Raw genomic sequence first — 12,418 nt, forward strand, 5'->3', positions numbered from 1 at the left:
AAATTAACGGCAATTTAAACCAAAAGTGCCTCAATTAAAAAAATGCCCTGTAATCAGAGCATTCTTATCGCATAAGCATCGAGTAATATTCTGGACAACACACTCAACGGAAGACGAGAACGGACTTCATAATCAGGAAAGTATGATTGGCTCCCCTTGTATCCAATAAAGGCCATTTCTGACATTATTCCTAAACTTGATTCCACCCTTGTGGTTAAAGTAATAGTGGTTATCTGGCGAATATTCAAGTTTTTACATGCCTCTACTAGTTCACTTGTTTCTCCATTTAGGGAAATAAATACAGCCAACTCGCGGTTTTTTATCTCCCTGGACTTTGTACGTATGATATTAGGATCATCATGCAATTCGCAATTCTTTCCCATTAACTGCAGCTTGATCGTCATTTCATGAGCAATCATCTCTGAAAAACCTCGAGCAAATATGTAAATCTTTTCAGCATCATAAATTTTTTGCACAGCATCTTCAATTTGACCAATGCTTTGCAATTGTATCGTTTTAACAACTTCTAATTCGTTCTTTTTGATCGCTTGTTTAATCTTTGAATCAATATTTTCCATTTCATCGTGTTCATCGGTAAGCTGTACTTTCTCTTTCAAGCTGTACTTAAATGATGTATAGCCATCATAACCTATCTTTTTCATGAGCCTGACAATTGTTGCTGTAGAGACGCTTGCATTTTCGCTCAATTTTACAATCGACATAGTAGATATTTCTTCCAAGTGATTATAAATGTATTCAAGCAAATACCTTTCTGATTCGCTTAGCGTTTTATAAACATCTGCAGGTATATCAAACAATACATTGTTCATTCCTCCAACTACCTTTCTCCACTACCTTTTTGCTGAATTTTTTTTATTATCTCATTTTTTTGAGCCTTTGGCACTAGGATGGGCCTATTTAAAATTTATCGGGTTGGGAAAATAATTTCTATTTTTTCTCTATTATAAAAAACACTTAGCCAAAGGGAACGGTTTGGCTAAGTGTTTAATAGTCATTTTAATAATATTTCTTATGTTTAGATTTATTATTTTCTCCCCTTCCATACGTGTCCGGCCAATCAAAAAATGTCTGAAAATCCATCAGGAAAACGGTTTTGTCTTTCACTACCAGTTTTGCTATGATAATTTCACATAAACACAAACAAACCAGAACGATCAAACCGCTGATCATCATGCCTTCACCCTTTCTTTTGTACTATCAAGAAAGTAATGTATGAAACGCGTTTCAGGTCAAGAAAGAATTTTTTGGTGAAAGGAAGACACATGCACATGGCCAACATTCGTGAAATTGCCAGCCTTGCCGGTGTTTCAGTAGCGACTGTCTCGAGGGTGTTGAATGAACACCCTTATGTACGGGAAGATAAAAGAATAGCTGTCCAACAAGCTATGGAAAAACTTGATTACCACCGGAATCTTACTGCTATCCATTTATCAAAGGGGACAACTAATTTACTAGGTGTCGTCCTGCCTTCCATCGAAATTCCTTACTTTAGTAAGATTGTTGAGGGGATTGCAGAAGAAGGAATAAAGCACAACCTGCAGTTAGTCCTGATGCAAACCGATTATGAAATCGATAAAGAACTGGAAGCGCTAGAGCTGCTGCGCGGTGGACTGATTGACGGGCTAATCTTTACTTCAAGAGCCGCTTCCCTGGACATAATAAAAGAGTACCAGCAGCACGGCCCGATTGTTCTTTGTGAAGACTCCGATCAAGTAGAACTTCCCTCGATCAGCATTCCGCATGAGCAGGCTTTCCAGCATGGTCTGGAGTATCTTATTGCCAAAGGGCATACCAAAATAGCCTATACGCTAGGCAGAAAAAAAGGTACCAATAGTTATAAACGCAGCAATGCTTATCGGAGAATGATGACCAAAATCAATCAACCGATTCGCGAGGAATGGGTTTTTGATAAATGTTTATCAATCGAGGATGGAATGCGTGTCATGGAAAGCTGGCACAAGCTTACCGAGAAGCCAACTGCATTTCTTGTGACCAATGATCAAGTAGCTGCCGGTCTCGTTTTTGCAGCAAAGGAGACAGATATGCTGATTCCTGAGGACATTGCCATATTAAGTTTTGACAATCAGCCGATTGCACGTGCGATGCATCTTTCTACCATCGACATCCCCATCAAACAAATGGGAAGAAAAGCTGTTCAATCCATTAAAAAAACAGACCAATCGAAAAAAAATAAAATCTCTCTTCCCTTTCAATTAATAGAGCGTAAAACGGTTTAAAAGACCTTTTTCAGGAAAGCCGGTTTTCCTTCTCACCTATTAGGGTATATTTTAAGTTACAATCTCTATCGCTTGAAAGGATGATAAAGATGATTGGATTTATCGGATTAGGAATAATGGGAGAAAATATGGCATCTAACTTACTAGCTGTAGGGGAAAAACTTACCGTACATAACAGGACGAAGTCGAAGGCTCAGCCCTTACTGGACAAAGGTGCGGAATGGGCCTCATCCCCAAAAGAAGTTGCCGAAAAAGCTGACATCGTTTTTACGATGCTTACCAATCCAGGTGCGGTGGAATCTGTTGCATTAGGAGAAGACGGACTTCTAAAAGGCCTGTCTGAAAACAAAATATGGGTGGACTGCAGTACCGTCAATCCAGAATTCAGTAAAGCCATGGCCAATAAAACAGAAGCAGCAGGCTGCCGTTTTATCGATGCCCCTGTTGCTGGTTCAAAAGATCCGGCTGAGAAAGGACTCTTGAACTTTCTGGTTGGCGGAAATGAGCAAGATGTAAAAGAAGTGAAATCATACTTAGATATAATGGGAAAGTCGATTCAATATATGGGGAGCCACGGAAATGGAATTGCAACAAAACTGGCGGTTAATTTATCCCTGGTTACTTCGATGGCGACGTTCGCAGAAGCAGTCACATTTGGGGAGTCACTCGGTCTCGACCGGAAACAGCTGATCGATGTCTTGTTGACCCTCCCTGTCACTGCGCCTGTTTTAAAAGGAAAACGCGAAATGATGATAGAGAACAGTACGTTTGAAGCTCAATTTCCTCTGGAGCATGCACACAAAGACCTGCAGCAAATAGCGGAAACAGCTTACAAGACCGGGGCTCCGTTGCCAGTAACCCATGGCGCCAAAGAACTTTATGCATTTGCCAAGCAAAACGGGCTCAGCAAAAAAGATTTCGCAGCTGTTTATCAATTACTAGCTAGTGAGGGGGCCGATTGACAAACAGCTTTTCCACCGCTTTTCAATGGTAGTAAAATCGGGTATAATAAAAGCAGAAATGGAATAAAACTAAACAGACCACAGCGGGCACTGTGGTCTGGCAGATAAGCGGTTCCCCCAGAGGGATCGGCTATCAACGTGTGATAGGCCTCTCCTAGTTACTTAACGGGCAAATAGGGAGGTCTATTTTTTATTGATCAACGAAATGATCAAACCGAGCAGTGCAATCAAGAAGGTACCAAAACCAAAGAGTACCATAAAGCTTTCATACATGCTCAAAAGGCATCACCCCCTTTCACGGGGCTAGCCGACCCACCCTAAAAGAACATTATCTGTTATTCATTATAGCATAGACAGGCCTGCAACCGAATAAACGCAAGGGCCCATTTTTTCCTTCCGCCTGTATGGATTACTTTTCTTTTTTTGTGCCACTGGGTTATAATATGAGTAGAAGTGCATGCATAAAGTGGATATTTCAGCAAATTCCATTATAAAATCAAAACAGACCACAGCAGGCACTGTGGTCTGGCAGATAAGCGGTTCCCCCAGAGGGATCGGCTATCACAAGAGATAGACCTCTCCTAATCGGTTAAAGGGAAATAGGGAGGTCTATTTTTTATTGATCATCGTAATGATCAAGGCGAGCAATGCAATCAAAAAGGAGCCAAAACCAATCAGCACCATTAATACTTGATACATGCTCACAAGCATCACCCCCTTCCACGGGGCTAGCCGACCCACCCTAAAAGAACGTTATCTACTTTTATTATAGCACGCTGCAATGGTACAACGTACGGACATAAGGATTATTTCTTGTCCTTTCTATGCCTAAATCATAGTTGCTAGAATAGAAAAGATTCGCCTTAACGGACACCTTCTTTGTTCCATTTTTTCAACAAGTTGTCGACAGATTGGTTCAATTCGGTGATACCTGCATTTTTCACGTGTTTATCTTCCAATTGATACTGTTGCTTCATCCGAATGATTCTTTCCACACTTTCGTTGATACGCCCCTCGGACAGAACCCCCTTCTCCACCGCCTTGCTGATCTCTTTGATAACATGTGTGATTTTTTGATAATCGTGCGCCACCAGAATAATATCACTACCAGCTAATACGGAATCAACAGCCGCCCTACCGATATCATAGTTGTCTGTAATTGCTGCCATGGTCATGTCATCGGTCATCACTACTCCTTCAAAGTTCAACCGTTTTCGGAGCAGATTCGAAATGATCTCCTTTGACAAGGAAGCTGGATGCGTTTCATCTAAATTCGGGAGGAGAATATGTGCAATCATAATTGCTTCAGCCCCTTGTTCCATCGCCTTCCTGAAGGGGATTAATTCTATCTTTTCCAATTGACTCAACGACTTATCGACTACCGGCAATTGATAATGCGAGTCAACAGAAGTGTCACCATGTCCCGGAAAATGCTTTATCACTGGGATGACTTGTTTTGACTGGATTCCCTTCATAGTTTGGATGCCCAGTTCACTGACGATTTCAGGATTGCTGCCAAACGATCGATCTCCGATTACCGGGTTGTCCGGATTACTGTTTACGTCCAAAACAGGGGCGAAGTTCATGTTGAAGCCAAATGTTGTGAGTCCGGTTCCTAGCAGTTGTCCTACTTGAAAAGAAAAATCCGGCTCGTTCCATTTTCCAATCAGAGCGTTTGTGGGAAGTTTCGAAATGTTTCCAGGAAGTCGGGAAATCCGCCCCCCTTCCTGATCAACGCTCAACAAAAGCGGCAGTTTATTTTGTCTGTTTTCCGCCTTCAATTTATTTAGTAGCCCGCTTATTTGATCGGGTGTTTCCAAATTTTTGGCGTAAAAGATGAATCCGCCGATATGATAATCTTCAATTAACCTTTTTTCTTGCTCCTCCATCTTTAAACCAGCTACACCAGCCATCACCATTTGCCCAATTTTTTCTTGCAAGCTCATCTGTTCCAGCAAAGAGGATACCGGCTTTTGGTGTAGTTGTGTACTGTCTTGACCCGTGTCAAACAAGCCTTGTTGCGGGTCTGGATACGGTTTCGGCTTAATCTCCATTTTAAATGGCCGTTTATGCGAATGATCTTGAAAGTACTGTTGCTTTCTATTTGGCACTTCTGGTGAGGGTGAAGGGAATGGAGAAACTTGCTCTTCAATGGAGTTGGCTTTCTCACCATTCTGAATGTTAAATACAAACACTATTACGAACGCGGCGGCCAATAACGTCCAATATTTTTTGTGCTTCACTTCTTTAACCTCCGTATAATCTTACGGTAGTTTACCTCCAATCAATCCCTTCATGCGAATAAGAGCCGTCAAATTGTCCAAACAACCAACAAATATCCTAATAGAGCCAATGCAATCGATCCAATTAATCCTGCTGTAAACGATCTTGTTCCTGTAGTCCGGAAAGTTTTGAAATCGACGTTTAAACCGACACCAGCCATTGCCATTCCAATCAGTAAATAAGCTAATGAAACGAGCGAATCTGCAACAGCCGGCGAAACGATGCCAAGAGTTTTAATGCCACTCATTGCCAGGAAACCAAGGATAAACCACGGCACAATGGAAAAAGAAAACGCCGATTTGCCAGGTTCATTTTTTTCTTTTGAAAATTTTACACCGAGAAATAAAGCTACCGGCACAAGCATTAATACCCTTGTCAATTTCGTAACTACCGCTATGTCTACTGCCTGATCGCCTCCGACCGCAGCTGCGGCTACTACGTGTGCGACTTCATGCAACGTCCCTCCGGCAAATACACCATATTGGCTTATATTTAATTGTAAAATTGGATAGGAAAACGTGTAAACAAAGGTAAAAATAGTGCCCAGCACTGCTACTGTAGCCGCACTGATGGCCGTATGGCTATCCTTTGCCCTAATTTGTGGGGCGATGGCAATTACTGCAGCTGCTCCGCAAATAGCTGTTCCACAAGCCGTAAGGATTCCCAGCTTTTTTTCTACACCAAGCAGTCGGGTCAACCAATAGACGACAAGCAAGGTGAACACAACATGGATAACAGCGATAGAAAAAACACCTAACCCAGCGTTGTAAATATCGAGTAAATCAAGTCGCATCCCCAACAAGATAATTCCCGCACGAAGTAGTTTTTTGCTGGAAAATGATACACCAACCATCGCTGATGCCGGCAGTCCTATCGTCGCCCGCCAAACGATTCCTATAAGAATTGCCAATACTAGCTGGCCCATTATCGACAAGAACGGAAATCTTGCGACATAATTAGCAAGAAGAGCAATCAATAAAGTTATACCTAATCCCGCTAAAAAACCTTTCCAATATCCGATCATGCGTTTTTTCTTGTTTTCAATCATGCTTGCCACTTCCTTTAATCAATTACTATCCCCACTTTAAAAAAAGCACAATCATTAGTAAAATATATATTTATAATCCTAACTATTAATAAAACTAATTATAAGGAGACAGCCATGTACTACGATGCCCTGAGGACATTTATAACTGTTGCGGAAACGAAGAATTTCACAAAGACAGCCGAAAAATTGCATATTTCACAGCCCAGCGTCAGCTTGCATATCAAAAACCTGGAAAAGGAATTTCAAACAGAATTATTTGTTCGAACACCTAAACAATTCCACATTACACCAACTGGTGATCTCCTTTATCATCGGGCACGTCAAATTGTCCAAATTTACGAGCAGACGAAACAAGACATTCTGGCGCACCACCATGCCATCCAAGGGGAGTTAAAGGTAGGGGCAAGTTTTACGATTGGAGAATACATTTTACCTGGATTGCTAGTTGACTTGCAAAAACAATTTCCAAACCTGGAATTACAGATAACGATCGGAAACACCGAAGAAATCGTAAAGTCCGTTCGGGATTTGAAGGTAGATGTAGGATTGATTGAAGGACAAACAAATGAAAAGGAACTTACCGTCGAGCCATTTAAAGAGGATCGATTATGCATTGTAGCAGGTACGGACCATCCGTTGGCCAGGAAAGATAAAGTAACCATCCATGATTTGCAGAATCAGATTTGGATAACACGAGAAATAGGTTCAGGTACCAGAGCCTACATGGATCATGTCCTGCGCTCGCTCGGAATAAAGGTAAAGGCCAAGCATAGTATCAGCAGCAGCCAAGGAATCAAGGAATTTATTATTGAAGGCACCGGCCTCTCATTACTTTCCGCGAGTGTGATTGACAGAGACATAAAAGAGCAAAATCTTTCCATTATTAAACTGGATGGTCATCCTTTTAAACGTACATTATCCTGTATTTACTCCCCGATTATGCTGCAAAAGCAAAATGTGCAAATGTTTCGGAACAAGTTATTGCAACGCTTTGAACAGGAAAATTTGATTTGATTAAGTTCATGAGGAAATTACATAATGTGGCCGTGTAAAATAGAAAAAAGGGGCTGAGACAAAATTTAATATGAGTTTCGTATCACTACAGCAAGATACTACACTTTCCACGGGCAAGGCTTCAATTCCTCCGTAAGCAAAAGCTTACTTGCGGGATTTTCAGTTCGTGCAGTTCCCCTTGGAGTCTCTGTATCTTGCGTTCGCTACGTTTTCATGGTCTGGTCTCATTTCCGCATAGCAAGACAAGATGAATAGAAACGTATTCTTTTCTTCTATTGTCTGATAGGTGTCTAAACGTGATGAAGACGAAAAATCAACATATGAGCGCGCCTTTATTCTTCAGAAATTGGAGGATGCGGACCAATAGGATAAAAAGGATAAAGTACTTCTGGTTTCCATGTAGCTTCGCTTTCTACCCATAACCGCAAAAAAATCCCGCGGCAAGCGAAGTACCTTGCCGGAGTGCAGCGTTTCTCGTTTTAAAAGTGAATGCTAGAACGGATTTCTTTTTTTAATTAAATAAACCGAACGAATAGGAATCGTCCGGTTTATATATTGGTCACGATATTTTGGCCCAGGCTCTTTTTTGAGCTAAAAGGGCTTAATTCATTGTACCTGTTGGTTTATACCAAATTTATCAGAATCGGACGTTTTTCGGTATAAAACCAAAATAGCGACGACACCGCTGATTCCTATCAGTATCGGATAAAACGCGAATGGCACAATGGATACCGAAGAAATCGAAGCAAGTCCGGCAGCCGCAAGCATTTGTCCGCCATAAGGAATTAAACCTTGAAAACAGCAGGAAAATAAGTCGAGTATAGATGCAGAACGTTTCGGTTCTATTCCATACTTGGTCGAAATGTCTTTGGCCAGTGGTCCAGCCATCAAGATGGAAACGGTATTGTTGCCCGTCGAAACATCGACGGTACTTACCAGACCAGCAATACCGAATGCCGCTCCTCTTCTGGTTTTGATTTTACTGACGATAAAATTAAGCAAGAACGCAATACCGCCATTATGCTTAATAATTTCCACCATGCCACTTATCAGAATGGCGATAATCGCCAGATTTTCCATTCCTTGTATGCCTTCTCCCATAACACCTAGCAAACCAAAGAAATCAAACGAACCATTAGCCAGACCGACTATTGCAGAGAAAACAATCCCTCCTACCAAGACAAACAAGACATTGACCCCCAGCAACGCGATGACGAGAACAGCCAGGTATGGCAGTATAGTGATTAGTTGATAGCTTTGATCCGAATTGACAGAGGCTTCACCTACCGGGATAAACGCCAAAATCAACGCAGTCAAAATAGCTGCAGGCAGAACAATAAAGAAATTTGATTTGAATTTATCCTTCATGCTCGTACCCTGGGTTCTTACTGCAGCAATGGTCGTGTCGGAAATCATCGATAAATTATCACCGAACATGGCACCACTGATTACAGCTCCCACTGCCAAAGCTGTTTCGGCTCCCGTTTGCTGCGCTACCCCTACTGCAATAGGCACAATGGCTACAGTCGTTCCTGTTGAAGTTCCCATCGAAATTGAAATAAAACAACTGACTACAAATAACCCGACCATCAGTAAATTCGACGGTAAAATCGATGTGCCCAAATTGACAATCGAGTCCACACCGCCTGTAGCTTCAGCCACAGCTGCGAAGGCGCCTGCCAAAATAAATATGAGTGCCATCAAAATAATATTATGGTCGCCTCCACCCCTACAAAATATTTCTACTTTTTTTGTAAAGCTTTCCTTTCGATTCATTGCCAATGAAAACAAGCCAGCAATCAAAATGGCCACTACCACCGGCATGCTGCCGAAATCTTTGGTTATTGCTGCCGTACCAAGAAATAATAATACGAAAACGACAAATGGTAGCAGCGCAAACGGGTTTCCCTCAATTTTTTCTTTGCTCATTTTTTCATCCCTTTCTCTTCCTCTATCGTTTGGGTCTTTAATTCATGGTCATCCCACCGGTGACATTAATGCTCTCTCCAGTAATATAATCTGCACTTTTCGAAGCCAGGAATAATACGGAATCCGCTACGTCTTCAGGTGAGCCTGTTCTTCCCAATGGCACCTGGGAGTAATCTTCTGCTTCGATAGCAGCAGCATCCATACCACGCAATTCTCCTCCCCAAATTCGTTCTGTCTGCTTCATCTCTGTTTCAATAATACCAGGGCAAACAGCATTGACGAGAATACGATCGGCCGCCAACTCTAGTGCCATCACCTTTGTCAGCCCTAACACAGCATGCTTGGAGGCGACATAGCTCCCCATGTATTTATAACCATTTTTTCCTGCCTGGGAGGATATATTAATAATCTTCCCACCCTTCCCAGCTTTTTTCATTTGTCTGGCGGCAAATTTACTGACTAGAAAAACACCTTTCGCATTGACGTCCATGACGGTATCCCATTCCTGTTCCTGCATTTCCACCACTTCTGCCATAGTGGAGATTCCGGCATTATTGACGAGGATATCGATCGTTCCAAAGCGGTCAGCCACTGTTTCAAAAAACTGCTCTACCGCCTTACCATTGGTAACATCTATCGCAAATTGTTTTTGACCGAGTTGATCAGACTCAAACCCTTTATCCACGACTATAACCGTGGCCTTTTCTTCTTCCAGTTTTTTCACGATTGCCTTGCCGATTCCTCTGGCTCCGCCTGTCACTATTGCTATTTTCCCTGCCAGATTCCCCATTTTTATTCCTCCTTAAGCAGCAGGCATCTTTTGCCCCAATGTTTGCCGCATGAAAAAAACCCTCCGAGTAAGATGGAAGGTTTACGCTAACTCTTATCTCTCAACCTGCTGGAAGTAGCACCTTTCTGCGCAGCAGAGGTTGCTGAAGTATCATCGGGCCAGTTCCCTAAACTTCTCTTGATAAGATTATACAATTGTAATACACATCATAATTGCAACTATTCCTAGTTGTCAAGTGTGAATTGATGGAAAATGCTTTTGCTTACGACTCCTCTTCTCTTTTAATCGCCGGCCTTTTTTATAATACAGTTTTCGTATTATGAGCTCGGGTATTTATCTATTATCCTTCAACCATTTTTAGATAAGGAATTTTCCTATCATTTACACTGGCAATATATATTTGTGTATCTGTTTCATATATTCTTGTTCCAATGGGGAGTATGTTAGAAGTTCCGTTACTAAAATCTTCTGCTTTCTCAGTTTGTTTTGTAATTTCTCCAAATTCTTCGGCTATTATATAGTCTAATTCTTTAACCCAGTCAACGTGTTCTACATTTGAATAGACAATGCCACCCAAAACGAAAATATCTGTATTTCCATCTTCAAGAAAATCCTCTGGCGTAGGATTACCTATTACTTCTGATTGTTTATTTTCTTGAGGATTTTCACATCCAGCCACCCCTACAAGTAAAACAACTAAAATCAATAGAAAAGTTCCTTTATTAAATAAAGATTTATCCATTTGGTGTCCCCATTTCACAGAATTATTTTTCCAGAAACTTGGTATGTTATAAATACGCTTAAAACAACAGTCTTTGAAAAAAACAGCCTTTTTAAAAAGACGCTTGTCAGAAAGAATAGAGATAAAAGGTTGCATTACACGGCAATTGGTGGCATTGTTGATAGATAATATTTTTTCTGGAGGGGAATTCATGATCGAAATCAAAACGTCCCAAATCAGTGACGGAGAGTTTAACCGGGGAGTGTTTGCCACCCGTGATATATCAAAAGGTGAAATCATCCACGAAGCACCTGTCATTCCGTATCCGAATGACCAGCATCAATATATTGAACAAACAGTCCTAGATGATTACGTATTTGAATATGGAAAAAATCACACGGCAGTCGTTTTGGGGTATGGCATGTTATTCAACCATTCCTATCAGCCAAATGCAGATTACGATATCAATTTCTCAAAACATACTTTCGACTACTTTGCTTATAAGGATATAAAAGCCGGCGAAGAAATTTTCATTAACTATAATGGCGATGTCGATAATAATGATCCACTTTGGTTTAATATGGAGAACGAATAAGAACCCATTAAGACTGTAATCGAATGTTTTGATGCCAAGCCAGCGCCATTTGTTCAATCTCTTGGACAAGCTGACTTTTTCCATTTATATAGGCTTCCATATCTGTCGGAAATTGCCCGGCCAGTTCTCGTTTTTTGGCACCGTATTTCCGGGCAATATCCGGGTGTGACCGTAAATAATCACGAAATGCCAGATGCCGGGTCACCCCTTTATCTCCTTGTTGAAAGACATGGACATGGTGACTGCGGTTGTCGCCGCCTTTGCGAAAATATCGCCGTCCTGGAATGCCGAATTCTCCTTTTCCCTCATATCCGATAGCCGCCATCTGTCGATCATATTGGTCCACCTGCATAATATCCCGGACTACCGGCATGATATCGATGATCGGCTTTGCTGCTAATCCCGGAACAGCAGTACTACCGATATGATGTATGTCGATTACCTCTTCTCCGAATACTTCTCGGATTCTTACCGCCTCTTCTAAAAACAAATTCGGCCATTGATCTTTGTATGGTACTACTTGTACTTGTCGCATACCTTCCTCCACCCCATTGCTTTAATATGCTTATCTGAAAAATTTATCATATTTATCAATCGTATCAGGATGCAATCCAGTCGTTTGCTGGGCTTCCTGCTGCATAGACCGGTTACACGATTTACATACATAGCGTGCCTCTGGATTCTTTTTGATTTTCAAGTACTGGGAGTCCGAAAAATCAATGGTGAATTCCTTTTTACAGAAATAGCAGGCTACTTTCATCGAAATCCCTCCTTTCTCTATACCTATTCACTCCTCACTATTCGTCATTCCAACAACT

Annotated in this window: 14 protein-coding genes and 1 riboswitch; of the genes, 4 read left to right on the forward strand and 10 right to left on the reverse strand. The window is 41.4% G+C overall.

Features of this window, described 5'->3' with window-relative positions; all coding sequences use genetic code 11:
• Window positions 1-53: 53 nt before the first annotated feature.
• Window positions 54-830, reverse strand: a complete 777-nt coding sequence (locus BN1067_RS16830; protein WP_053219985.1) for a MurR/RpiR family transcriptional regulator — start codon at window positions 828-830, stop codon at window positions 54-56.
• A gap of 459 nt (window positions 831-1,289) precedes the next feature.
• On the opposite strand from BN1067_RS16830, the gene BN1067_RS16835 reads away from it, so the two are divergent.
• On the forward strand, window positions 1,290-2,258 hold the full coding sequence (locus BN1067_RS16835; RefSeq protein WP_053219986.1) for a LacI family DNA-binding transcriptional regulator: 969 nt from the start codon (window positions 1,290-1,292) through the stop codon (window positions 2,256-2,258).
• An 89-nt stretch (window positions 2,259-2,347) separates the two neighbouring features.
• A complete protein-coding gene (locus tag BN1067_RS16840; RefSeq protein ID WP_053219987.1) occupies window positions 2,348-3,220 on the forward strand; it encodes an NAD(P)-dependent oxidoreductase in 873 nt (290 codons plus the stop codon).
• Between the two features lie 183 nt (window positions 3,221-3,403).
• On the opposite strand, the gene BN1067_RS16845 is transcribed toward BN1067_RS16840, so the two are convergent.
• The 4 genes from BN1067_RS16845 to BN1067_RS16860 all read right to left on the reverse strand — a co-directional run bounded on the left by BN1067_RS16845 (window position 3,404) and on the right by BN1067_RS16860 (window position 6,551).
• Window positions 3,404-3,493 (reverse strand): putative holin-like toxin, encoded by a 90-nt coding sequence (locus BN1067_RS16845; RefSeq protein WP_234400748.1) that lies wholly within the window; start codon window positions 3,491-3,493, stop codon window positions 3,404-3,406.
• A gap of 336 nt (window positions 3,494-3,829) precedes the next feature.
• Window positions 3,830-3,919 carry a putative holin-like toxin gene (locus tag BN1067_RS16850; RefSeq protein WP_234400749.1) on the reverse strand — a complete coding sequence of 30 codons (90 nt, stop codon included), beginning with the start codon at window positions 3,917-3,919 and terminating at the stop codon, window positions 3,830-3,832.
• 164 nt (window positions 3,920-4,083) lie between these two features.
• Complete coding sequence (gene nagZ / locus BN1067_RS16855; protein WP_053219988.1) at window positions 4,084-5,463, reverse strand: beta-N-acetylhexosaminidase; 1,380 nt, start codon at window positions 5,461-5,463, stop codon at window positions 4,084-4,086.
• A 68-nt stretch (window positions 5,464-5,531) separates the two neighbouring features.
• Entirely contained in the window at window positions 5,532-6,551 is a 1,020-nt protein-coding gene (locus BN1067_RS16860) for a YeiH family protein (RefSeq protein WP_053219989.1), read from the reverse strand.
• 114 nt (window positions 6,552-6,665) lie between these two features.
• Here BN1067_RS16860 and BN1067_RS16865 point away from each other — a divergent pair, with 114 nt between their 5' ends.
• Window positions 6,666-7,565, forward strand: coding sequence for a LysR family transcriptional regulator (locus BN1067_RS16865; RefSeq protein WP_053219990.1), 900 nt, complete (start codon window positions 6,666-6,668; stop codon window positions 7,563-7,565).
• 606 nt (window positions 7,566-8,171) lie between these two features.
• Here BN1067_RS16865 and BN1067_RS16870 read toward each other — a convergent pair.
• The 3 genes from BN1067_RS16870 to BN1067_RS16880 all read right to left on the reverse strand — a co-directional run bounded on the left by BN1067_RS16870 (window position 8,172) and on the right by BN1067_RS16880 (window position 11,026).
• Window positions 8,172-9,536, reverse strand: a complete 1,365-nt coding sequence (locus tag BN1067_RS16870) for a Na+/H+ antiporter NhaC family protein (RefSeq protein WP_267893621.1) — start codon at window positions 9,534-9,536, stop codon at window positions 8,172-8,174.
• The gene (locus tag BN1067_RS16875) at window positions 9,532-10,284 is read right to left on the reverse strand and encodes an SDR family NAD(P)-dependent oxidoreductase (protein WP_053219992.1); all 753 of its coding nucleotides are present in this window, start codon (window positions 10,282-10,284) and stop codon (window positions 9,532-9,534) included. The genes BN1067_RS16870 and BN1067_RS16875 overlap by 5 nt, the downstream gene beginning before the upstream one ends.
• Window positions 10,285-10,374: 90 nt before the next feature.
• Window positions 10,375-10,471: riboswitch (SAM riboswitch) on the reverse strand.
• Window positions 10,472-10,624: 153 nt separating this feature from the next.
• On the reverse strand, window positions 10,625-11,026 hold the full coding sequence (locus BN1067_RS16880) for a hypothetical protein (RefSeq protein WP_053219993.1): 402 nt from the start codon (window positions 11,024-11,026) through the stop codon (window positions 10,625-10,627).
• Between the two features lie 190 nt (window positions 11,027-11,216).
• Between BN1067_RS16880 and BN1067_RS16885 the strand changes: the two genes are divergently transcribed.
• Complete coding sequence (locus BN1067_RS16885) at window positions 11,217-11,600, forward strand: SET domain-containing protein (RefSeq protein WP_053219994.1); 384 nt, start codon at window positions 11,217-11,219, stop codon at window positions 11,598-11,600.
• Window positions 11,601-11,607: 7 nt separating this feature from the next.
• Here the strand turns inward: BN1067_RS16885 and BN1067_RS16890 are convergent, their stop codons facing one another.
• Window positions 11,608-12,135: a GrpB family protein gene (locus BN1067_RS16890; protein ID WP_053219995.1), complete on the reverse strand. Its 528-nt coding sequence runs from the start codon at window positions 12,133-12,135 to the stop codon at window positions 11,608-11,610.
• Between the two features lie 30 nt (window positions 12,136-12,165).
• A complete protein-coding gene (locus tag BN1067_RS16895) occupies window positions 12,166-12,360 on the reverse strand; it encodes a DUF2197 domain-containing protein (RefSeq protein WP_053219996.1) in 195 nt (64 codons plus the stop codon).
• Window positions 12,361-12,418 lie beyond the last annotated feature (58 nt).

The organism is Virgibacillus senegalensis (assembly GCF_000821245.2).
GTDB lineage: Bacteria > Bacillota > Bacilli > Bacillales > Amphibacillaceae > Sediminibacillus > Sediminibacillus senegalensis.

Excerpts from the sequence above, each read along its gene's own strand:
- BN1067_RS16885 (WP_053219994.1), top strand. The coding sequence starts at position 11,217 with ATGATCGAAATCAAAACGTCCCAAATCAGTGACGGAGAGTTTAACCGG.
- BN1067_RS16875 (WP_053219992.1), bottom strand. The coding sequence starts at position 10,284 with ATGGGGAATCTGGCAGGGAAAATAGCAATAGTGACAGGCGGAGCCAGA.
- BN1067_RS16860 (WP_053219989.1), bottom strand. The coding sequence starts at position 6,551 with ATGATTGAAAACAAGAAAAAACGCATGATCGGATATTGGAAAGGTTTT.
- BN1067_RS16865 (WP_053219990.1), top strand. The coding sequence starts at position 6,666 with ATGTACTACGATGCCCTGAGGACATTTATAACTGTTGCGGAAACGAAG.
- BN1067_RS16830 (WP_053219985.1), bottom strand. The coding sequence starts at position 830 with ATGAACAATGTATTGTTTGATATACCTGCAGATGTTTATAAAACGCTA.
- BN1067_RS16850 (WP_234400749.1), bottom strand. The coding sequence starts at position 3,919 with ATGTATCAAGTATTAATGGTGCTGATTGGTTTTGGCTCCTTTTTGATT.
- BN1067_RS16895 (WP_053219996.1), bottom strand. The coding sequence starts at position 12,360 with ATGAAAGTAGCCTGCTATTTCTGTAAAAAGGAATTCACCATTGATTTT.
- BN1067_RS16845 (WP_234400748.1), bottom strand. The coding sequence starts at position 3,493 with ATGTATGAAAGCTTTATGGTACTCTTTGGTTTTGGTACCTTCTTGATT.
- BN1067_RS16890 (WP_053219995.1), bottom strand. The coding sequence starts at position 12,135 with ATGCGACAAGTACAAGTAGTACCATACAAAGATCAATGGCCGAATTTG.
- BN1067_RS16880 (WP_053219993.1), bottom strand. The coding sequence starts at position 11,026 with ATGGATAAATCTTTATTTAATAAAGGAACTTTTCTATTGATTTTAGTT.
- BN1067_RS16840 (WP_053219987.1), top strand. The coding sequence starts at position 2,348 with ATGATTGGATTTATCGGATTAGGAATAATGGGAGAAAATATGGCATCT.
- BN1067_RS16835 (WP_053219986.1), top strand. The coding sequence starts at position 1,290 with ATGGCCAACATTCGTGAAATTGCCAGCCTTGCCGGTGTTTCAGTAGCG.